The sequence below is a fragment of the Spongiactinospora sp. 9N601 genome (genome assembly GCF_044326295.1).
GTDB classification, from domain to species: domain Bacteria; phylum Actinomycetota; class Actinomycetes; order Streptosporangiales; family Streptosporangiaceae; genus Spongiactinospora; species Spongiactinospora gelatinilytica.
The window spans coordinates 85832-107351 of the sequence record NZ_JBIRBB010000021.1 but is presented as its reverse complement, the minus strand read 5'-3'; the positions used below and the strand labels follow the sequence as shown (position 1 = coordinate 107351).

Here is a 21520-nt window from a genome sequence, read left to right as displayed (position 1 = left end):
GCCACGAGCCGGCCGCGGGGCACACCTCCGCACGACGCGCTCACCAGCGGCTATGCCGTCGGCATGCTCGGCGCGGGCGGCTTCTGCCTGGCCGCGATCCGCACCGCCGTCCTCCTTCTGCGGCCTCGCCCCAGGAACCGGGAGACCGAACCCACGCCGGAAACCCTGAGCAGCAACGCTCGGATGAAATCGGCCGCCTCACCGGTCACCTTCGCGGCGTGCGATCCGTCAGTGCAGCGATCCACCATCTGAAACCCGGAAGGGAACCCCACAATGACCACCACCGAATCGCGCCTGCCCAACCCCGCCGCGCTCATCCCCGAGCTCAAGGACATCGGCGGCGCCCTGTACAAGGCGACCGGGAACGGCGCCATCCCGCAGGCCACCATCAGCCTGCTACAGCTGCGCGCCGGCCAGATCGCCGGCAACACCTACCTGACCACCCTGCACACCGGCAACCTCCGCACGGCCGGTGCCACCGAGGAGAGCATCGCCACCGTGGCCTCCTGGAGGGACGCCCCCTACTTCACCGATGCCGAACGCATCGCCCTGGAACTGGTCGAATCCGTGCTCACCCCGAACCCGTCCGGCGAGCGCGTCTCCGACGAGCTGTACGCGAGGGCTTCCGAGCAGTACGACGACAAGGCGCTCGCCACGCTCATCATGGCCATCGGCCAGGTCTGCTTCTTCCTCCCCCTGGCCCTCATCGGCAAGCCGCTGCCCGGGGTGTCGCCGGCGGAGCAGTGGAGGTCGTGAGCGCCCTCGTTCAGCACACCGGCATCTCAAGGAGAAACGAATCATGCACGCGCGGATGGCCAATCCCGCCTACCTGGTACCGGACGCGGGACACGCGATCGGGGCGCTCATGCGGGCCATACGGCACGACATGGAGCAGGGCATCGTCCCGGCGTCGACGCTGATGCTCGCCGCCATGCGCGGCAGCCAGGTCAACGGCGGCAGCGCCTGCCTGTACGCCGACACTGCGGAGGCCAGAAGGGCCGGAGTCACCGACGACCAACTGATCACGGTGGCGGCATGGCGGCAGTCGCCGTACTTCACCGAAGCCGAACGGGCCGCCCTGGCGCTGGCCGAGGCGGCGGCCCGTATGAACGACCGGTCCGGCGATGCCGTCCCCGACGCGGTCTGGGACGAACTCGTCGAGCACTTCGACGAACGCCAGCGCGCCACCCTGATCCTGTGGACGGCCGCCGGCAATCTCTTCAACACCATCAACAACATCATCAAAGATCCCGCCGGCACCACCTGGAACTGACCGGATCCTCCCGCACGGCCGCCCCCTCGGCCGGCCGTGCGGGAGCGGTCCCGCCGCTACACCACTGCCGTCCGCCCAGCGGCCAACCATGTCCAGGGCGTCCAGCACGAACGTGGTGTGCTTGGCCGACGGGGCGGCCCAGCCGACGATCGCCCGGGAGTAGATGTCCACGACGAACGCGACATAGACGACGCCGCACCAGGCGGGCACTCCGTAGCCGGTCGGCCGCCCGCGCATGCCCCGGATCGGGCGTCGTGGTGCGGATCTTCTTACCCCGGCGGGCACCCTGCAGGCCGAGCACGCGCATGCGCCGCTCGGCCTGCAGGGTGAATCGCCCTGATCTCGATCGTGATCCTGGCCCAGCGGCCGACCATTCACGTCAACCTAAGCGCTGGAGCGAGACGCTCGCGGCCTTGGTGGCCCAGAAGTACGGTGGACTGGCGGGCGACCCTGAACGCGGCGCGTTCTGCCAAGCCCGTGGATCGGCTGCGAGAGCTGATACTCCACCAGATTCCCGACCAGTGCGATCGAGAGACCCTGCTATGGGCGCCGGCCGATCGGAAGGCCGCTCCGGACGCTCCCGCGCAGCCGTCCAGTGAGGTGGAGCTGCTACACAGCGCTCGCACATACCTGTACGAGTCAAGCCGCTCGACGAGGAGGCCCTGGCCGAGTTTGCCCGCAACCGGTTCGCCCCCCGATGGCACGCTCCCTCGCCGAGGCACCCGCATGGTTGAAGGCAGGCGGCAGATATGGTGGCCCACCATAAAAGTTGCGTGCGACGCCCACGACAGCCCTGCCCCCATCGGCGTGTTCGCGCCGTTGTGCCCGCAAGGGCGTCGACATACTCAGTTACTGAATTCTGGGTACGTCAGATCCACACTAATACACAAGCCCGAGCTAGAGGGTACCAGGGCAACCCTCTCGTCTATCACCATTTCGATAAAGGGGTTCGAAAACTCCAGATAGACCACCCAAATCAACCTTCTCCGCCGGTCCAACCTGGCGAAGAATCCCTCCGACCCATGGGATCCTTCTCCTGCACACATAAAGCCGGAGCCACCAGGAATTTCCTTCTCGATTGTGATATCTATGGCAGCCATATAGTCGGGGTCGGCATCAAGAAAGGATTCAAGATCAAAAGGGCCCAGCAAATCTATGCTCGGGCGGGCGGAAACGTCGATGCCGATCGTCCAGCTTGAGCCGTCCGCACGGTAAAGTCCGTCATGGATTGGCAGCTTGCCTTCTGCCCACATCCGCTCGATCCTGCTGATACTCATTTTGAGGTCCATCCGGGCCGATCCGGAAGCCCTGTGTCAGGTACGCAGCCCCCGGCGCGACGGTTACGAGGATCGTTGTAGCGCTCTTGGAATTTCTGCTGCCAAGTTTTCCCTGTTGTGGATTCTGGGAATGGGTCGTCGGGGTTCACTCATACGACTCGCACCCGCTTGGCCCGCCTCGCGTGCGGCGTCGAGGCGACGGTTGTCGTACGTGACCAGCTGGCCGCCTACCTCGATCACCCGCAGGGCGGCACCAGAGCGGCTCCAATCCCACAGCCCCATCTTGCATGAGCTGAGCATAGTTGTGCGGTGACACGGTACGCTGCGAAAAATTGATGAGATCAGGATCTACCCAATCCGACTCATCTGGATCAGGCGTGCAGTCGCCCTCTGTGGAAGTAGGTGGCTTTCTTGGGGGTTTGCCGCCTGTGCCGCCGGGTTGCGGGTTGGCGGGGGCGGGGGCGGGGTCTTCCGCGGTGGGATTCGCGGGGGCGCCCTGGCCGGGCCGGGGCTCTTCCACCGTGCACGAGAACATCGTAAAGCCCGTGGTGGCGCAGCCACCGGCGACGGGGGCGGGTTCGGGCAGGCAGGATTGAACCGTGCCGCCGTCACCGCATGGTCGCTCATCCGAGGCGACGCCGTTAGCCGTGACCGTAAGTGGATAGACCGGTGGCGGGTTCCCGCCGATGGGTTCGGGTGCGGCGGCGGACAGGTCGATGGTGGGAGTTCGAGTGTGTGATGCGGACGCGCACAATGCAGGTATCACCGGGCCCGCCTGGAGGAGGCTCAAGGGAGCGGGTCGGGTGACACGGACACAAATCCATGATCCGCACATGGGGGCGTCTTCGAAGCCGTTCAAGCCGTCGATGGGCCCCCCTTTCGCGGAGGCTCATGTCGTGCGCGCACAGGATGACGTTTCCGTCGCTCAGCCCGCTGGAGGCGCGCCGCGCGGGGGCGGCACATCGCCGAGCTCGATGGGATCGAGCCTGCCCCGATCCAGGCACTCTGCGTCACCAACATGAGGGTGCAGGTCGGCACGGCATCGCAGGTGTCTGAGCAAGGTGCTGCCGATGATAGCCGACACGCGCGTCTCCCCGGCGCACGCCAGGTGGAGCACCATGACGTGCATGTGCAGTGCGGCTGCTTGCTCCCCGTGCCCCCCGACCAAATTTAAAGATCAACAAGAGCGCTCGATCGATCCCAACGGCTCTCAACCTGCGTCAATCGGTCCCATTTGACGCCACTGCCCTACGAATCCAGGAGCGTCACAGGTCAGCGAACCATCCGAACCGCCTCGACACGGTAGAGGCCACTGGTTCTTCAATCTAGTATCCCCACCACCATCTCAAAGTCTTTGATCACGGGGCCAGCACAGCCCAGCACCACCGCGCGCCCGCCCGGCTCCACAGAATTGATCAGCCGAAACCGTCGTGCCGGTGCCCCGCACCCTGTTCGGGCCATGCCCGCACACGCGTTCACCGCTGGTGAGGCCATGCCTGCTCAGGGACCCCGTCAGGGCGGGCTCGGCGGGGCTGTCGTAGGTGCGGGCACTCTGCGTCGGAGGTCTGTGAGCGCTGCCGCGGCGACCTGCGCCTCGCATGCCATCTTGTGAATCGCCGTCGCTTCTCGGCCGTGGCCACCGGGTTCACCTTCTGCCCGACGATCCGCTTGGCCGTTTCCTCGGTCCATGACGGCGGCCAGTGCGCTCGTTGATGGGCGGGTCGTTGATCCGCGCCAAGCACGACCGGCTCCGCCGCACCCACCGTCGGCGAGCGCAAACGCCGGCGGGTTCAACAGGTCAGGGCGTCTCGGCCTGGCACACGGTGCCGGTGGCGGGCAGCTTCCCCGTCACGAGGTAGGCGTCGATGTGCCGGGTCGCACAGGCGGATCTGCGGTAGGCGGTGTGGCCGTCACCGTCGTTGGTCAGCAGGCCAGAGCCCTGGATACGCGCTGAGAGGCTGCGCGCCCAGCGAAGCGGGGTGGCGGGGTCGTGGGTGTTGCCGACGACAAGGACCGGCGGCAGACCCTTGATCGGGCTCTCGTGCGGGGCGCGGGCCGGGGAGATCGGCCAGCCCAGGCAGCCTACGGTCATGTCCCAGAACTCCGACGTACCGCGCATGTGGGGGGCCGTCTTGAGGACCTTCCGCAGTCGGTTGCGCACGTCACCGTAGCCACGGATCCGGGGATCGACGTCCGAGCAGAGGATCGAGCGGTAGGCGGCCGTGCTCACCGGGTCTTCCAGCGCCTGGGCTCGCATGGTCGCGAAGAGCCGGCCGTCCCCCTGCTCGGCCTGCGTGATCGCGGTCGCCAGTCCCCTGGCGAATTGCGGGGTGTTGGTGAGGTATGCGTAGGCGGAGTAGCGCAGTTCCTCTGCGGTCAGTGGCCGGCCGCCTCGCACATCGATCGGCTCGCGTTCCGCCGTGGCGACCAGGTCGTCCCACACCTTGCCGACATCGCGGCCGTGCAGGGCGCACGCCGCGGTGCCCGCGCACCAGGCGGTGAACCGGTCGAAGGAGTCCTCCACGGCCTGAGCCGCGTCGATGACCAGCCGGGACGTGGGGATGCCCTGGTCGACCGCGCCGTCCAGCGCCATAGTGCGCACCCGGCCGGGGAAGAGGCGGGCGTACCGCGCGCCAAGCATGCTGCCGTACGACTTGCCGAAGAAGCTGATCTTCGCCTCACCGAGCGCGGCCCGTACCGCGTCGAAGTCGCGCGCGACGTTCGCCGTGTCGAGCCGCCCCAGCAGGGGGCCCGTGGCCGTCAGGCAACTGCGGCCGACGGCCGTGCTCGACGCGGCGAGCCGATCGTATCCGGCCTTGCTCTCCGGGAACTGGGTGATCGCGGGGTCGTGGACGGGCAGGCCGCACCGCACCGCGGGCGTGCTCTCCCCCACCCCGCGCGGGTCGATGCCGATGATGTCGAAGCGGCGGCGCAACTCGTCGGAGAAGGTGTCGGAAGGATAGTCGCGCACCAGTAGAGCCGCAGGCACCCCCGGGCCACCCGGGTTGTAGAAGAGGGTGCCCACACGGGCGGCGGAATCGGTGGCCTTCCGGCGTACGACGGTCAGCTTGATCTTCGCACCGGACGGCGCGCCCCAGTCGAGCGGCACATCGATCACCCCGCACTCGGCCCCCGGCCGGTCAGCACACTCGTGCCAGGACAGGCCGCCCGGAGCAGGGGCGGAAGCAGAGGCGAACGCACCACCGCCCAGACCGGCCACTGATGCGGACACCACGGCAAGAATCATCGGGAATCGGATCACGGAGCAGCATTCTCCCCGCCCACCCGAGCATGATCATCGACCGAAAGGACGATCCCGATCGGCCGAACGACCAGGCGGAGCACTGTCGCCACCAGTGCCGTGCGTTCATCGGCGGGAGAACGCCTCCCGTACCTCCTGGGGCGAGCAGGCCAGTGCGGCCTCGTCGGGGTCGGCGGCGGTGACGTGTGGGAGGTGGATGAGGATGTCGTACGCGTTCAGGGCGTTGACCGGCGCGTAGAAGGCGCCGAGGCCGGCGCGCTGGGCGGTGGTGGTACGGACGGTGTGAGCGTCTGTGGGGGACAGTCGCCGTAGGTCGGTGGCGAAGGGGCCGTCGTGGCTGGCGTGCATGAGGGCGTCGAGGCTGCCGGGCTCCGGGGCGGGCATCGGTGCGAAGAGGGTGCCGGACATGAAGGCGGCGGCGTCGGAGTTGAGCATCTGGCCGGTTCCCGACGTGGTGCCCATGACCAGGTAGTCCTCGCCCAGCCGGTCTGCCAGGTGCATGCCCATCGGGGTCACCGGGTCCATGCCCGGGAGTACGGCGGGCCCGCGCTGGATGTGGGCGTTGTGGGCGGCCAGCACGATCCGGTCGTGTCTGCGCAGGATCTCTTCGACGGTGCCGGCGATCTCGGCGTCGCGGTTGTAGAGCACGCTTCGCTGGTCACCGCCGGTCATGCCGCGGATGACGGAGTCCAGGGTGAGCGCGTGACGCATGGAGCGCAGCGCGCGCTCGTACGCCTCGGCGGTGGCGCGCCTGACGTACTCCAGACGGCGGCCTTTCATCCGGGCGGCAAGGCCGGCGAGCCCGGCCGTCAGCGCGTTCTTGGTCTCAAGCGGAAGCCGTGCGTAGGCGGCCATGGTCGCGGGCGCGGCGAACGGGGACGTCGCCGCGAAGGCCGAGGCCGTCTCCCGGATGACCGGGTCAGCCTCGAAGCCGGGATCGGCCCGCGCGAGGAAGGCGAGCACGGCGTCCAGGGCGGGGATCAGCGAGGCGTTCTGGCCTCCCAGGTCGATGCCGTAGAAGCCGACCGGGTGCTCGGCGGAGGCGTTGTGCCCGCGCATCCACTCCAGGTGGGCGCCCATCTGCCGCCACAGGCCCATCAGCGAGGTCAGACCGCCCGCCATGACCCCGCCGAGCCGATCGTCGTCACCGCCGCGGACCCAGGCGTCGGTACGCCATCCCTCCGTGAAACCGGTCTCCATCGCGTAGGCGTCGAAACCGTGCCGCTCGGCCAGGTAGCGCAGGAGGCGGTGGCGCAGTTCGTAGGACTCGCGGTTGTAGTGCGCGCTCTCGCCGATCGCCACCACCCGCGCGTCCCCGATCGCCTCGTCCAGCCATTCCAGGTCGTCCAGCGCGGCGGCCGGATCGAGCGTGCGCAGGGGGATCACGGCCGCGTCGCCGAGCCGGGCCGGTGGTGTCGTGGTGTGCGTGCTCATCGATGCCCTCCAATAGTCCCAAGTTTGGGAATAGTACCATCTATGGGAGAATTGACTCGTGGACACGCTTGAGCTGATCTTGCACCCGGTCCGGCTGCGCATCATGTGGGCACTTTCGGGTGGGCGCACCCGGACCACGTCCGACCTGTGCGAGAGCCTGCCCGACGTGCCCAAGACCACCCTGTACCGGCACGTCGGCATGCTCGCCGACGCCGGCCTGCTGGAGGTCGCCGGCGAGCAGCGGGTGCGAGGCATGATCGAGCGCCACTACCGCCTCCGGCACGACGCCCTGCACATCGACCCCGACACGGCCCAGGCCATGTCGAACGAAGACCACCGTCACGGGTTCGCGGTGGCCATGGCGGCGCTGCTCGCCGAGTTCAACGCCTATCTCGATCGGCCGGGAGCCGATCCGGCCGCGGATCGGGTGGGGTATCGGCAGGGCACGCTATGGCTCAGCCCGGCGGAGATGGAGGAGGTCGCGGGTGAGTTGCTGGAGGTGCTGAGAGCCAGGGCGGGGAACGGGCCCGCGCCGAAGCGACGGCCGCATGTGATCAGCGCGATCTTCTTTCCCACGGAACAGCGCGAGTGAACTCGGACGATGCCGCTCAGGGGCCGAGCCGGGCGAGGAAGACGTCGAGACCGAACTCGAAGGCGTCCTCCTGGGTGAAGATCGGCAGGTCGGCGCCCATCGCCCGCAGCTCGGGATACTCCCCCGCCGGTAGTGCCATGATCGCCTCGCGCGTCCGATCCCAGTGGCCGGGGTCATCGTCCCAGGCGTGCCGGTGCGGGTACAGCAGCGCGCAGCCGATGGTGAAGCGGACCATGCCGGCCAGCAGCCCGACCGCGTCGCGAGGTTCGAGGCCGGCCTGCCGCATGATGGCGTAGGCCCGCTCGGAGACGCGCAGCTCGGCCGGGTTGGCCTGCTCCAGGGTGTCGTTCAACTGGAGCAGGACGGGGTGCTCGACGAGCAGGCGGAAGTAGCTCCGGAACACGGCGCGCAGGCCGTCGGCCCCTGCCGTGGCGGCGTCCGGAAGATCCAGGCGGCTGGTCATCTCCTCGGCGACGGCGGCCAGGATGTCCGCCTTCCCGTTCACGTGGTTGTACAGCGCCATGGGACGAACCTGCAGCTCCGTGGCCAGGCGGCGGACGGTCAGCGCGTCGAGTCCCTCGCGGTCGAGCAGGTCGATGGCGGCGGTCACGATGCGGTCCTTGGTCAGGCTCCCCCGCGGGGCGCGCTTCGTCGTCACCATGCCTCCAGATCGTGGCCGCGAAAGCATAACGTACTTAGTGCGTTATCGGCTAACGTACTATGTACCTTATCGCAGGAGGACGTCATGGAACTCGATGCCGCCACGTATGCCAGGGCCGAGTCGCTGCTCACGCCGTACCGATCCGCGCTCGTGCCGCGCGCCGTGGTCCGGCCGCACTGGATCGACGGAGGAGCCCGGTTCTGGTACCGGGTGGAGCCGGGCGAGTTCGTCCTGGTCGACCCGGCGCGCGGGACCCGTGAGCCGGCCTTCGACCACGACCGGCTGGCCGAGGCCCTCACGACCGCGTCAGGCGAGGCAGTCTCCCCGGGCGCGCTGCCGTTCCGTGCGATCACCGTGCTGGACGGGGCGGTCGAGTTCGACGCGTTCGGGGCGCACTGGCGATATTCACCGGACCTCTGCGAGAAGCGGGATCCATCTGTGCGAGGCCCCCTCGACGTGGCCTCCCCCGACGAACGCCTGGCGATCTTCCGCCAGGACCACGACCTGTGGCTTCGCGACCTCAAGACCGGCGAGCAGAAGCGCCTCACCCACGACGGCACCGCCGATCACGCCTACGGCGCCGCGACCGACGCGGTCACGCCGTTCACCCTGTTGCGGCGGCTGGGGCTGTCCCATCTGCCGCCCGCGGTGGTCTGGTCGCCCGACTCCAGCAAGATCGTCCTTCATCGCACCGACCAGCGCGGGGTCCGCGTCATGCCGCTCGTGGAGGCCGCACCGCCCGGTGGCGGGGCTCCAGAGGTGTTCACGCAGCGTTACCCGCTGCCCGGCGACGAGGCCGTGCCGCTGGCCGAGCTGATGATCATCGATGTGGTCACCGGGAGCGTCGTCCGGGCCGAGAGCCCTCCGCTGCCGATGCTGTACGTTTCGCCGATCCACCAAGGCCGGGTGTGGTGGGCCGCCGACGGCTCCGCCGTGTACGTCCTGGAGCAGACCCGCGATCAGCGCACCCTCCGGCTCAACCGGCTCGACCCCGCCACGGGCGAGGTGCGGACCCTCGTCGAGGAGTCGGGCACGACCAGGACCGAGCCCGCCCAGCAGATCGCCCAGCGCCCCATCGTCCGGGTGCTCGACGGGACCGGCGAGGTGATCTGGTACTCCCAGCGTGACGGCTGGGGTCATCTCTACCTGTACGGCGAGCCCGGCGACCCGCCCAGGCGACTGACCTCCGGAGCCTGGGGCGTACAGCAGATCCTGCACGTCGACGAGGACGCCCGCACGGTGGTGTTCGTGGCGACCGGCCTGGTCGCGGGCTCCCCGTACCGCCGCCAGGTCTGCCGGGCCGGCCTGGACGGCACCGGCTTCCAGCGGCTCGGCGACGACGACCTCGACCACGCGGTTCAGGTACCGGACTCCTCCGCCTACTTCGTCGACTCCGCCTCCACGGTGAGCACGGCACCGGTGACCACCGTCCGCGACTGGGACGGCGGTGTCCTGGCCGAACTGGAGCGGGCCGACGTCACCCCGCTGCTGGAGGCGGGCTGGCGACCGCCGGAGGAGTTCACGACGATCGCCGCCGACGGCGTGAGCGAGATCCACGGCCTGCTGTACAAGCCCGCCGGCTTTGATCCCGGCAAGAGCTATGCCGTGGTGGACCATCCCTACCCGGGCCCGCAGGCCCACCGCGTGCACGCCGGTTTCGACGCCGGATTCTACGGTCACGAGGCCGAGGCGGCGGCGGCGCTCGGCTTCGCCGTGGTCGCGGTCGACGGCCGCGGCACCCCCGGGCGGAGCAAGGAGTTCCACGACGAGTCGTACGGCAGGCTCGGCGACGCGGGCGGCCTGGCCGACCACGTGGCGGCCATCAGGCAACTCGCGCAGACCAGGCCCTGGCTGGATCTCGACCGGGTGGGAGTGTTCGGGATGTCCGGCGGCGGCTTCGCGACCGTCCGGGCGCTGTGCGCGTATCCGGACTTCTACCGCGTGGGCGTCGCCGAGTGCGGCAACCACGACCAGCGCCTCTACCACGCGCTCTGGGGGGAGTCCTATGACGGCCCGGTGGACGCGGAGGTGTACGCCCGCTCGGCCAACACCGAGATCGCCGACCGGCTCCAGGGCAGGCTCCTGCTGGTCCACGGAGAGATGGACGACAACGTCACCCCGCACCTGACGATGCGGCTCGCCGACCGGCTGATCGCCGCGAACAAGGACTTCGACCTGCTCATCGTCCCCGGCGCCGAGCACAGTTTCGTCGGGTACGGCCACTATGTGACCCGCCGGCGCTGGGATTACCTGGTACGTCACCTCATGGGCGCCGAGCCGCCGCGCGGCTACCGGCTCAAGGACATCCCGCTCACGCCCGAACTCCTCGACCAGCTCATGGGGGCATGACATGTTCCGCCGGATCGCGAAGGACCTCGGTATCACCGGAGCCCAGATCGCCGTCGCGCGCGGCGAGGAGATCAGCGAGGAGGCCATCGGCCTGGCCAACGCCCGCCTCGGCACCCCGATGACCGCGGACACCCTCCTCCAGATCGGCTCCACCACCAAGCTCCACACGGCCGTCATGGTCATGCAACTGGCCGACGAGGGCCTCGTGGACATCGACCTGCCGGTGGCCGAGTACCTGCCCGAGCTGCGTCTTCACGACGAGGAGGCGGCCAGGACGGTGACGCCCCGCCAGCTCATGGCGATGACCAGCGGCATCGACAACGGCCCGTACGCCGACACCGGCAGGGGCGACGACTGCGTGGCCGCGTACGTGGCCCTGCTGGCCGACGTGCCAATGAGCTTCCGGCCGGGCACCGCCTACGGTTACTCCAACGCCTCCACCATCGTCTCCGGTCTCCTCATCGAGCGGCTGACCGGCCTGTCCTGGGACGACGCTCTGCGCGAGCGCCTGCTGAAACCCGCGCGCCTGTCCGCGTCGGTCAGCCTGCCGGAGGAGCTGCCGTTCCACCGCGTGGCGGTCGGCCACCAGCCGGACACCGGTGAGCCGGTCCCGCGCTGGACGTTCTCGCGGGGCATGGGCCCGTCAGGATCGACGCTGGCCGCCACCGCGGGCGACCTGGTGCGCTTCGGACGGATCTTCCTGCGGGGCGGGGCCGGGATCCTGTCGGCGGCCGGCGTGGCCGAGATGCACACACCGCAGGTGGACGTACCGTCCCGGTGGTTCGCCGACTCCTGGTGCGTGGGGCCGTACCGCAAGCACTGGGACGGTGTGGACGTCTTCGGCCACAGCGGGTCCAACCTCGGCGGATCCTCCACTCTGCTCTGGGTGCCCGAGCGCGACGTGGCCGTCGCCGTCATCGTCAACACACCCGCGCGCGGATACGCCTTCGCGGACGCCGTCTTCGACGTCCTCTTCCCGTCCTTCGGCATCGCCAAGCCGCGCAGGCCCGAGCCCGATCCGAGCGTGGAGATCGACCCGCGCCGCTACACCGGCCGCTACGAGGCGCACGGCTTCGGCTATGTCGTCACGGCGGGCGCCTCGGGACTCACGCTCGGCGTGTCCGCCGGGGGCGCGGAGACGATCACCACGCCGCTGCGCCCCCTCGGCGGCGACCGCTTCTTCCCCCTCGACGACGCCGTCACCGGCCACCACACCTGGGACATCGCCTTCACCTGCCCCGACGGCAGAGCCGAGTTGCTGCACAACGGCGCGTTCACCGCCCGCCGCGCGTGATCGCCTGACCCAGCGGGTTCCCGCCCAGGTCGGTCGTTCACCATGGCCGGCCGTACCGGACACGACGTCGAACCTGGGCCGGGCGTCACCGGCCGGCCTCACCCTGGGGGTGGGCCGGGACACCCGGCAGGGTGGAAGCCTCACCCGGGCAGGTCGCCGCGGCCGACAAGCCCGTTCTCGTAGGCGTGGATCACCGCGTGTACGCGGTCACGCAGGCCCAGCTTCTGCAGGACGGCCCGGACATGCGACTTCACCGTGTTCTCGCTCAGCACCAGTTCGGCGCAGATCTCGCTGTTGGACCTGCCGCGGGCGAGCAGTCCGAAGACCTCGACCTCGCGCGGGGTGAGGCCGTCCAGGGCCGCCGTCCGCCGCGCCGGCACCTGCCGCAGGAGATCGAGGATCGTCGCGGCCACCCCCGGGGCCAGCGCCGACGTCCCGGAGGCGACGTCGCACACGGCCTGGGCCAGGGCGGCGGGCCGGACGTCCTTGGTCAGGTAGCCGCTCGCGCCGGCCCGGATGGCGGCCACGACCAGTTCGTCGTCATCGAAGGTCGTCAGCATGAGCACCCGCGTCGCCGGTGCGATCCTGACGATCTCCGCGGTGGCGGCGACCCCGTCCATGCGCGGCATGCGGATGTCCATCAGCACCACGTCGAGGCGGTGCCGCCGGACGACCTCGATCGCGTCGCCGCCGTTCGCGACGTCATGGGTGACCTCGATGCGCTCGTCGGCCGACAGCACCGTACGGAGCGAGGCCCGCAGCAACTCCTGATCGTCGACGAGCATGACACGGATCCCGGTCACGCCCCCTCCTTCGTGGGCAGCCGCGCCCGCAGCACCCACCCGTCGGCCCCGTCGTCGATCGACAGGGTGCCACCGGCGGTACGCACACGTTCCTCGATCCCCATCAAACCGGTCCCCTGACTTCCGGCGTCGCGCGGCGCCCTGCCGCCGTCGTCGCGCACCTCCACCACCACCTCGGCCGGGGTCCAGCACAGGCGAACGGCCACCTCGACCGGTGGTTCGAGGTGGCGCAGCGCGTTGGTGATGCCCTCCTGCACGGTACGGACCGCCGCGACCTCGGCACTCAGGCTCAGTGGCCGCCGCTCCCCCGACTCCGCGAACGTCACCGCGTGCAGCGGGCTCGCCGCCGAGGCCACCAGGTCGGGGAGGGCGTCGAGCGAGATCGGGACCTCCGCGGGCCGGGCACCGGCGCGCGGCGCCACGGTGGCCAGCATCGCTCGCAGCCCCTGGTGGGCGTCCCGGCCTGCCTCGGCGATGTCGCCGAGTTCGCGGCGGGTCGCCGGATCCGTCGTCGTCACCGCCGCGGCCTCGATCCGCGCGACCATGACGGTGACCGTGTGGGCGATCACGTCGTGCAGGTCGCGGCGGATGCCGGCCCGTTCGCCCGCGACCGCCGCGGCCAGTCGTTCGCTCTCGGCTCGCCGGCCGGCCTCGTGCCTGCGGCGTACCAGCAGGGCCGCAAGCCACACACCGCCGACCACGAGCATCAGCAGCGCGCCCTCGCCCAGGCGGGCCCACCCGGGGACGTCAGGGGGCAGCCTGGCCCACGCCACCACCTCGGTGAGGACGATCCCGAGCGCGGCGACGGCCAGCGCGACCACCGAGGACCGCAGCGAGGCCCGGGTGGTCAGCCGCCACAACGCCAGGGGGAAGTACACGGCCGAGGGCAGCAGGTTCGGTGACCAGCCCACGAAGGGCATCGTCACCAGGACGAGCATGGCCAGCGCGCCGATCGCGTAGCCCGCCCACGGCCGCCGATGGGCCACCACCGCTCCCACATGGAGCAGGGCGGCGGCACCCGCCGCGATGAGGATCTGCCACAGGCCCGCGCCGAGCTGCCGGGCGCCCACCAGGGTGAGCACCGTCAGCAGGGCCATGACCACGTGCGCCACCACCGCCGCCGCCGGCCATGTGCTCCGGCGCTGGGAGGCTGTCACGGTCGTCGCCTCCCGGCGGGCTCGTGGCGGGGAGCCGTACCCGGCTCGACGTGCCACAGGATAGCGCCGGGCCGTCGAGCGGCCGTCCTCGCCGGGCGCTCGCCGGCGAGGCACCGCAGGCGCAGGGGCCCCTAGCCGCCGTACGGCACCGTGATGATCTCCAGGTTGTGCCCGTTGGGGTCGGACCAGTACAGGCCGCGCCCGCCGTCGTTGGTGTTGATCTGCCCTGCCTGCCGGTGGTACGGGTCGGCCCAGTAGGTCAGCCCGCGCTCCTTGATCCGGCCCCAGATCTGGTCGAACTCCTCTTCGCCGACCAGGAACGCGTAATGCTGCGACGGCAGGTCATCGCCCGCCTGCACGACGTCGATCGACACGTCGTTGCCGAGCGAGACGACGCGGAACGGGCCGTACTCCGGCGCCGGCTCCAGACCCAGGATCTCGACGAGGAAGGCGGCGGTCGTGTCCCTGTCCCTGGCCGGCATGATGGTGTGGTTCAGATGGACGGACATACTTGCAGGCTACGCCTGCAAGAGCCGTCGCCGTCGGTCGCCACCCGCCGAAACAGAGCTGTATTACTGTGCGGTCATGCTGAAAGGACGTCGCCTTGAACGAGCCCGCCTTGAGCGGCTGCTCGCGCACGCACGGGAGGGGCGCAGCGCCGCGCTGGTGGTCAGGGGCGAGGCCGGGATCGGCAAATCCGCTCTGCTCGACGATCTGGCGTCGGCCGCGCAGGAGATGCAGGTGCTGCGGGGAGTCGGCATCGAGACCGAGGCCGAGTTGCCCTTCAGCGGCCTGCACCTGCTGCTGCACCCGTTCGTGGATCGGCTGGACGCCCTGCCCGAGCAGCAGGCGGGGGCCATGCGGTCGGTTTTCAGGCTGGCGCAGACCCCGGTGCCCGACCCCTTCCTCATCGGCGCCGCGACGCTGACCCTGCTGTCGGACCTGGCCGAGCAGTGGCCGCTGGTCTGCCTGATCGACGACGCGCAATGGCTGGACCAGGCATCATCGGACGCGCTGCTGTTCGCGGCGCGCAGGCTGCACGCGGAGCCGATCGTGATGGTCTTCGCGGTCCGGGACACCGCCCAGCCGTTCCCCACGCCCGGGATCGAGGTCATGCAGCTCGAAGGGCTGGATCGCGCATCGGCCCTGGAGGTGCTGGCGCAGTGCGCGCCCAAGCTGACCGATCCGGTACGCGACCGGCTCCTGGAGGAGGCGGGCGGAAACCCGCTGGCCCTGATCGAGCTCGCCCGCGTGCCGCAGGACGCGCCCGGTCCGCTCCGGATCACCGGACGCATCCAGGACGCCTTCCGGGCGCAGTTGGAGGAGCTGCCCGCCCCCACCCGGCTGCTGCTCCTCCTGGCGGCGGCCAACGGCACGTCCGACCTGGGTGTGGTCCTGCGCGCCGGGAAGAATCTCGGCGTGTCGCCTGTCGATCTCGGCCAGGCCGAGAAGGCGCGTCTGGTGGTCACATCGGAGGAGGGGATCAGGTTCCGTCATCCGCTCATCCGCTCGGCCGTCTACCAGGGCGCCCCGCACTATCAGCGCATCGCCGTGCACCAGGCCCTGGCCGCCGCCCTGTCGCCCGCCGAGGATGACGATCGCCGGACCTGGCATCGGGCGGCCGCGGCCACCGGCCCGGACGAGAGCGTCGCCGCGGACCTGGAACGCACGGCCGAGCGGGCGCGCAACCGCGGCGGGTCGGTGGCGGTGGCTCTGGCGTACGAGCGGGCCGCGCGGCTCAGTACCGACCAAGACGGCAAGGCCCGGCGCATCGTGCGCGCGGCCCGGTCGGCCTACGACGCCGGCCGGCCGGACTGGGCGACCCGGCTGGCCTCCGAGGCCGCCGCCTTGACCGACCGGCCCGACGTCGCCGCCGAGGCGATCTATGTCCGGGCGCAGGTGGCCTACGAGAGCACGTCGCCCGCCGCCGACGCGGCGCTGGCGTTGCAGGCCGCCACGCTGATCACGCAGAGCCGTCCGGAACGGGCGCTGTCCATGCTGACCGAGGCCGTGTGGGCGGCCCGTGACGCATGCGCCCACGATCTCCTGAGCCGCGCCGTCGCCGAGCTGGAGACCGTCCCGCTTCCTGCGGGTGCGGCGCTGAGGCCCGTCGCCGCGGCGCTCATCGGGTACGGCAGGCTCGCCGCCGGCGATCCCGGCGCGGCGGTCGGGCCGATGCGCGCGCTGGTCGAGGCGGCCAGGGCAGGAACCGTCGAAGGCTTCGTGGAACGGGTGATAGCGGGGTTCATGGGGTTGCTGACCGGCGACGAGGAGGCGGCGGTCGAGGTGCTGGAGTCGCTGGTGGCCGACGTCAGGGCGGCGGGTTCGCTCGGCTGGCTGTCGTACGCGCTGGAGCCGCTGGCGATCGGACGGCTCCTGCGCGGCGACTTCCGTGACGCCCAGAGCGAGGTCGCCGAGGGCATCCTGCTGGCGTCGGACATCGGCATGGACATGCAGGTGACCGTGCTGAAGGCCATCTCGGTGTGGCTCGCCGCGGTCACCGGTGACGCCGCCCGGTGCCATGCGCTGGCGGCCGACGTACGCGAGCACGCGGCCCTGCATCCCACCAATGCCGCACTCGCTTCGTGGGGGGTGGGTCTCCTCGATCTCGCGGACGGGCGTTTCGAGCAGGCGCTGGATCGGCTGGAGGAGGTCTGCGGCGGGCCCGCCCGGCACGACGTGCTGATCAGGGCCGTACCGGACCAGGTCGAGGCCGCCATCCGCGCCGGACGCGGCGACGTGGCCCGGCGGCACCTGCCGCGGCTGGCGGCGTGGGCCGAGCACAACGTCCTCGGGAAGGCTCTTGAGGCGCGTTGCCAGGCCATGCTCGCCGACGGCGACGAGGCCGACCGGCACTATCGCGCCGCGCTGGCGCTGGTCACCGACCGGCCGTACGAGCACGCGCGGACCAGGCTCCTGTACGGCGAGTGGCTGCGCCGCAAGCGCCGCCGTTCCGAGGCCCGGACCACCCTGGCGCAGGCGGATGACACCTTCACCAGGCTCGGCGCGACGCGGTGGGCCGAGCGCGCCCGTGCCGAACTCGCGGTGCTCGGCGACCGGCCGTCGGCCCGCGCCCTGGCCGACGACCCGCTCCAGCGGCTGACCCCGCAGGAGCTCCAGATCGTGCGGCTGGCCGCGGCCGGGCACAGCAACAGGGAGATCGCGGCGCGGTTGTACCTCAGCCCGCGGACCGTCGGCCATCACCTCTACCGGGCTTACCCCAAGATCGGCGTGACCCGCCGGACGGAACTCGCCAAGCTCGTATCGGTCGACGTACTTACCTCCTGACCGCGGCCGGTGTGCCGCGGGCGGAGATCCGGTCCGGCTCCGCCTCCGCCATGCGCCCTGATCAGCGCTTTCGCGGGAGCAGTCATCAGGCCGATGCCCGCCCTGCCGTGCCGTTCCTAGATTCGAGTCATGAAACTGCTGGAGAACAAAACCGCGGTGATCTACGGCGGCGGCGGATCCATCGGCGGCGCGATGGGCCGCGCGTTCGCCGCCGAGGGCGCCCGCGTCTTCCTCGCCGGCCGTACCCCCGAAAAGCTCGACGCCGTCGCGGCGGCCATCAGGAGCGAGGGCGGCCTGGCCGAGACGGCGATCGTGGACGCCCTGGACGAGAGCGCCGTCAACGGCTGGGTCGACTCCGTCGCGACGCAGACCGGCAGCATCGACATCTCGGTGAACGTCATCTCCCAGGACGCGCTGTTCGTGCCGATGCTCGACATGCCCGTCGCCGCCTTCGGCCAGGCGATGGAAAAGGTCGCACGCTCGTTCCTGCTGACCACCCAGGCCGCCGCCCGGCACATGGTCAAGCAGGGCTCGGGAGTCATCCTGCAGTTCGGCGGCTCGGACCCGACCAACTCCACACCCAACCTGGGTACCGTGCAGGCCGGCTGCGACCTGGTCGAGGGGATGCGCCGCCAGTGGGCCTGCGAGCTGGGCCCCAGCTCGGTCCGCGTCGTCTCGATGCGGACCGGCGGGATCCCCGAGGGCCTGCCCGACGTGCCCGAGATGGCGCCCTTCAAGCAGCAGATGATCGACGCGACCCTGCTCAAGAGGGCGGCGACCCTGGAGGACGTCGGCCGAGTCGCGGTGTTCCTGGTCTCGGACCACGCGAGGACCATCACCTCCACCCAGGTCAACATCTCCTGCGGCGCCCTCGTCGACTGACATCGGGAAGCGACATGAACGACGAGGTCACCCAGTACATCAACAAGACCACCCCGTGGCAGGTGCCCGTCTGCGAGCGGCTGCGGGCGATGGTCCACGAGACCGTTCCCGGTATCGAGGAGCGGCTTCAGTACGGCAAGCCGCACTTCCTGCACGAAGGTGAGCACGCGGCCGTCATCGCGGCCACCCGGAACAAGGTCTCCTTCATGGTGTTCAACGCGACGGACGTTCCCGTGGTCAAGGGATTCCTCCGGGCGCTGGGCGGTGGAGAGCGCAAATGCGTCGACATCCTGGAAGGACAGGAGATCGATTTCGACGCCCTCGCCGACGTCCTGCGGAAGACCACATCGCCGAGCCGATGACCTGACTGCTCGAACCGCGCCGGGTCTGGCGGGACCCCGCCCAGAGGGGACCGCCGGCCCCGGCGCGGCGAGCCGGGCCGAGGCCGGGGGCCGCTCATCGCGGCGATCGTGTGGGCCGTACCCGGGCCCCGGTATCGCGTCGTCCTTTCCCGAACGCGCTCGCGATCCAGAAGAGCGCGAGCGCGGCCAGTTCGACCATGGCCGCCGCGGCGGGCAGCCGCCCGCTGCCACGCCCGGCGAGGATGCCGGCAAGCTGCACGGCCACATCCCCCGGCTACTGGCGGACCGGTCGGAGTTCGTGGCGGAGCTCCTACAGGAGCGCGGCGTCCCCGACGCCGACGCGGTGCGCATCTCGACGCTGACCAACTCGGCGTACACCGGGCTACAGCTCGACTTCCTCACCAGCGGTGATCGCGAACGGGTGGAGACCGCCCTGGACCAGCTCTGCGCCCTGGTGGACGACTGGGTCACCGCCGCCTGAACCATCGGCCCGACCCCGGCGCCTTTACAAAGTAGAATATGTCCGGATTCGTCGCTCCGGGTCACCCGCGGCGGCGGGTCAGGTAGGCGATCTCGGCGGTGTTGCCCGCCAGTTCGATGGCCTTGTCGTACGCCGTGCGCGCCTCCTGGCCGCGGCCCAGGCGGCGCAGCAGGTCGGCGCGGGTCGCGTGGTAGGCGTGGTAGCCGGCCAGCGCGTCGTCAAGACGGCCGATGGCCGCCAGCGCCACCTCGGGGCCGTCGAGTTCGGCGACCGCGATGGCCCGGTTGAGGGCGACGATCGGCGAGGGGTCGAGGCGGACGAGCTGGTCGTAGAGGGCGACGACCTGCGACCAGTCGGTGTCGCGTACGTCGCGGGCGGAGGTGTGCACGGCGTTGATCGCCGCGAGGATCTGGTAGCGGCCCGGGGCCACCCCCGCGGCCAGGCGCTCGCGTACCAGCCGGTGGCCCTCGGCGATCAGCGCCGCGTCCCAGGCGCCGCGGTCCTGCTCGCCCAGGGGGACCAGCTCGCCGCTCGCCGAGACCCGGGCGGTGCGGCGGGCCTCGGTGAGCAGCATCAGCGCCAGCAGCCCGGCCACCTCGCCGTCCCACGGCAGCAGGGCGCGGAGCAGGCGGGCGAGCCGGATCGCCTCGGCGGTCAGGCCGGGACGTACCGGGTCGGTGCCGGGGCCGGTCGCCAGGTAGCCCTCGTTGAAGACGAGGAACAGGACGGCGAGCACGCCGGAGACGCGCGCCGGAAGGTCCGCCTCGGACGGTACCCGGTAGGGGACGCGGGCCGCCTTGATCTTGGACTTCGCGCGGGTGATCCGCTGCCCCATGGCCGCCTCCCCCACCAGGAAGGCGCGGGCGATCTCGGGCACGGTCAGGCCGCCGACCATGCGCAGCGTCAGTGCCACGCGGGCCTCCATCGCGAGCGCCGGGTGACAGCAGGTGAAGATCAGCCGGAGCCGGTCGTCGTCGATGGCGCCGGGCGGCCCGGGCGGGTCGTTCTCGTACAACCTCTGCGCCTCCCGCTGCTTGTCATCGCGCCTGCTCTCGCGCCGGATCCGGTCGATGGCCTTGCGGCTGGCCGTGGTGGTCAGCCACGCGCCCGGGTTGGGCGGCACGCCGTCGACCGGCCACCGCTCGACCGCGGTGGCGAACGCCTCGGCCGCCGCCTCCTCGGCGATGTCGAGGCCGCCGAAACGCCTGGCCAGGGCGGCGACCACGCGCGCCCACTCCCCCTGATGGGCCTGGGTGATCGCCTCTCGGACGCCGGCCATGCTCACTCCTCCAGGAACGGCCGTACCTCGACCTTCCGGTTGCACGCCCTGGACCCCTCGGCGGCGAGGGCGAGCGCCACGTCGAGGTCGGGCGCGTTGATCACCCAGAATCCGGCGAGGTACTCCTTCGACTCCAGGAAGGGGCCGTCGGTGAACAGCGCCTCCCCGCCCCGGTTGTCGATGACGGTGGCCGCGCTCGGCGAGGCGAGGCCGCCGGCGAACACCCAGTGCCCCTCGGCCACCAGCCGGTCGTTGAACGTGTCTATGGCGGCCATCTCGTCCGAGGTGGCCGATCCGGTCCTGTCGTCGATCACGGAAACCAGGTACTGCATTTCAGGTCATCTCCTGTGGTCGGGGCGGGTCAGCCGCGGTGCGGGCCGACGTCGCCGGTGGCGTACCGCGGCCGTCCGGTGGGCCGGTAGACCTGGAGGGTAATGCCACCGGCGAAGGCCCGGTGGTCGATCAGTTCCAGCGCCGTGTCCGGGCCGTCGGAGGGGAACAGCCGCGTGCCCTGGCCGACCACCACGGGATAGGTGAACAGGGTGATCTCGTCCACCAGGTGGTCGGCGAGCAGCCGGCGGACCAGGTCGCCGCTGCCGTGTACCTGCAGCTCACCGGCAGGTCCGGCCTTCAGCTCCCGGACGGCCGCCGCGACGTCACCGGGCAGGACGGTCGTGCCCGCCCACTGCGGGTCGGTGAGCGTGGCCGACGCGACGTACTTGGGCCGCGCGTTCAGGGGACCCCCGATGGGGTTGCTCTCCGGATCCGGCATCACTCCCCAGGATCCGGCGAAGATCTCGTAGGTCCGCCGGCCGAACAGGAACGCGTCGGCGCGCCGGTAGACCTGCCCGAGGAACGCCATGGCCTCGCCGTCGAACAGCGGCAGGGCCCAGCCGCCACGCTCGAATCCACCCCTGCGGTCCTCGTCGGACCGGCCGAGTCCCTGCATCACGCCGTCGACGGAGACGTTCGTGACGGTCGTCAACTTCATGATCGCTTACTCCCCCTGTACCTCTCTGAGGCTCCCCTGCCGGGTGGCCTCTCACTCCTTCTACGAACGACATCACCGCGATCCGACAGAAAGGCCGTCGCGAACGTGGCGAAACACTTAGCCCTTGCGCTAAGT

General features: G+C 70.6%; 21 protein-coding genes. 10 read left to right on the top strand and 11 right to left on the bottom strand.

Going from position 1 to position 21520, the window contains the following annotated elements; genetic code table 11:
* The first annotated feature begins 63 nt into the window (after positions 1-63).
* From ACH34R_RS37385 to ACH34R_RS37375, 3 genes are read left to right on the top strand one after another with little or no spacing between them, the layout of a single operon-like run.
* A complete protein-coding gene (locus ACH34R_RS37385) occupies positions 64-252 on the top strand; it encodes a hypothetical protein (protein ID WP_397566318.1) in 189 nt (62 codons plus the stop codon).
* 21 nt (positions 253-273) lie between these two features.
* Positions 274-756, top strand: a complete 483-nt coding sequence (locus ACH34R_RS37380; RefSeq protein ID WP_397566317.1) for a carboxymuconolactone decarboxylase family protein — start codon at positions 274-276, stop codon at positions 754-756.
* Positions 757-799: 43 nt separating this feature from the next.
* Complete coding sequence (locus tag ACH34R_RS37375; RefSeq protein ID WP_397566316.1) at positions 800-1273, top strand: carboxymuconolactone decarboxylase family protein; 474 nt, start codon at positions 800-802, stop codon at positions 1271-1273.
* Between the two features lie 845 nt (positions 1274-2118).
* Here the strand turns inward: ACH34R_RS37375 and ACH34R_RS37370 are convergent.
* From ACH34R_RS37370 to ACH34R_RS37360, 3 genes are all read right to left on the bottom strand, one after another.
* Positions 2119-2550, bottom strand: coding sequence for a hypothetical protein (locus tag ACH34R_RS37370; protein ID WP_397566315.1), 432 nt, complete (start codon positions 2548-2550; stop codon positions 2119-2121).
* A 1798-nt stretch (positions 2551-4348) separates the two neighbouring features.
* Positions 4349-5782 (bottom strand): alpha/beta hydrolase, encoded by a 1434-nt coding sequence (locus tag ACH34R_RS37365; protein WP_397566314.1) that lies wholly within the window; start codon positions 5780-5782, stop codon positions 4349-4351.
* 135 nt (positions 5783-5917) lie between these two features.
* A complete protein-coding gene (locus tag ACH34R_RS37360) occupies positions 5918-7246 on the bottom strand; it encodes an erythromycin esterase family protein (RefSeq protein WP_397566313.1) in 1329 nt (442 codons plus the stop codon).
* Positions 7247-7304: 58 nt separating this feature from the next.
* Between ACH34R_RS37360 and ACH34R_RS37355 the strand changes: the two genes are divergently transcribed.
* Complete coding sequence (locus ACH34R_RS37355) at positions 7305-7838, top strand: helix-turn-helix domain-containing protein (protein ID WP_397566312.1); 534 nt, start codon at positions 7305-7307, stop codon at positions 7836-7838.
* 16 nt (positions 7839-7854) lie between these two features.
* Here ACH34R_RS37355 and ACH34R_RS37350 read toward each other — a convergent pair whose 3' ends face one another.
* A complete protein-coding gene (locus ACH34R_RS37350; protein WP_397566311.1) occupies positions 7855-8499 on the bottom strand; it encodes a TetR/AcrR family transcriptional regulator in 645 nt (214 codons plus the stop codon).
* Positions 8500-8583: 84 nt separating this feature from the next.
* Here ACH34R_RS37350 and ACH34R_RS37345 point away from each other — a divergent pair, with 84 nt between their 5' ends.
* Positions 8584-10848, top strand: coding sequence for a DPP IV N-terminal domain-containing protein (locus tag ACH34R_RS37345; protein ID WP_397566310.1), 2265 nt, complete (start codon positions 8584-8586; stop codon positions 10846-10848).
* 1 nt (position 10849) lies between these two features.
* Entirely contained in the window at positions 10850-12142 is a 1293-nt protein-coding gene (locus ACH34R_RS37340; protein WP_397566309.1) for a serine hydrolase domain-containing protein, read from the top strand.
* A gap of 140 nt (positions 12143-12282) precedes the next feature.
* Here the strand turns inward: ACH34R_RS37340 and ACH34R_RS37335 are convergent, their stop codons facing one another.
* The 3 genes from ACH34R_RS37335 to ACH34R_RS37325 all read right to left on the bottom strand — a co-directional run bounded on the left by ACH34R_RS37335 (position 12283) and on the right by ACH34R_RS37325 (position 14611).
* Complete coding sequence (locus tag ACH34R_RS37335) at positions 12283-12945, bottom strand: response regulator (protein ID WP_397566308.1); 663 nt, start codon at positions 12943-12945, stop codon at positions 12283-12285.
* Entirely contained in the window at positions 12942-14102 is a 1161-nt protein-coding gene (locus ACH34R_RS37330; protein WP_397566307.1) for a sensor histidine kinase, read from the bottom strand. Before ACH34R_RS37330 ends, ACH34R_RS37335 begins: the two co-directional genes overlap by 4 nt.
* Positions 14103-14233: 131 nt before the next feature.
* Positions 14234-14611: a VOC family protein gene (locus ACH34R_RS37325; protein ID WP_397566306.1), complete on the bottom strand. Its 378-nt coding sequence runs from the start codon at positions 14609-14611 to the stop codon at positions 14234-14236.
* Between the two features lie 76 nt (positions 14612-14687).
* On the opposite strand from ACH34R_RS37325, the gene ACH34R_RS37320 reads away from it, so the two are divergent.
* From ACH34R_RS37320 to ACH34R_RS37310, 3 genes are all read left to right on the top strand, one after another.
* Positions 14688-17390: an ATP-binding protein gene (locus tag ACH34R_RS37320; RefSeq protein WP_397566305.1), complete on the top strand. Its 2703-nt coding sequence runs from the start codon at positions 14688-14690 to the stop codon at positions 17388-17390.
* A gap of 129 nt (positions 17391-17519) precedes the next feature.
* Entirely contained in the window at positions 17520-18272 is a 753-nt protein-coding gene (locus tag ACH34R_RS37315; RefSeq protein WP_397566304.1) for an SDR family NAD(P)-dependent oxidoreductase, read from the top strand.
* A gap of 14 nt (positions 18273-18286) precedes the next feature.
* Positions 18287-18634 carry a DUF1801 domain-containing protein gene (locus ACH34R_RS37310; RefSeq protein WP_397566303.1) on the top strand — a complete coding sequence of 116 codons (348 nt, stop codon included), beginning with the start codon at positions 18287-18289 and terminating at the stop codon, positions 18632-18634.
* 94 nt (positions 18635-18728) lie between these two features.
* Here the strand turns inward: ACH34R_RS37310 and ACH34R_RS37305 are convergent, their stop codons facing one another.
* On the bottom strand, positions 18729-18893 hold the full coding sequence (locus tag ACH34R_RS37305; protein WP_397566302.1) for a hypothetical protein: 165 nt from the start codon (positions 18891-18893) through the stop codon (positions 18729-18731).
* A gap of 39 nt (positions 18894-18932) precedes the next feature.
* Here ACH34R_RS37305 and ACH34R_RS37300 point away from each other — a divergent pair, with 39 nt between their 5' ends.
* A complete protein-coding gene (locus tag ACH34R_RS37300; protein WP_397566301.1) occupies positions 18933-19115 on the top strand; it encodes a hypothetical protein in 183 nt (60 codons plus the stop codon).
* 61 nt (positions 19116-19176) lie between these two features.
* On the opposite strand, the gene ACH34R_RS37295 is transcribed toward ACH34R_RS37300, so the two are convergent.
* From ACH34R_RS37295 to ACH34R_RS37285, 3 genes are read right to left on the bottom strand one after another with little or no spacing between them, the layout of a single operon-like run.
* On the bottom strand, positions 19177-20394 hold the full coding sequence (locus tag ACH34R_RS37295) for an RNA polymerase sigma factor (protein ID WP_397566300.1): 1218 nt from the start codon (positions 20392-20394) through the stop codon (positions 19177-19179).
* Positions 20395-20396: 2 nt separating this feature from the next.
* Positions 20397-20726 (bottom strand): YciI family protein, encoded by a 330-nt coding sequence (locus tag ACH34R_RS37290; protein ID WP_397566299.1) that lies wholly within the window; start codon positions 20724-20726, stop codon positions 20397-20399.
* A gap of 29 nt (positions 20727-20755) precedes the next feature.
* Positions 20756-21385 (bottom strand): dihydrofolate reductase family protein, encoded by a 630-nt coding sequence (locus ACH34R_RS37285; protein ID WP_397566298.1) that lies wholly within the window; start codon positions 21383-21385, stop codon positions 20756-20758.
* Positions 21386-21520 lie beyond the last annotated feature (135 nt).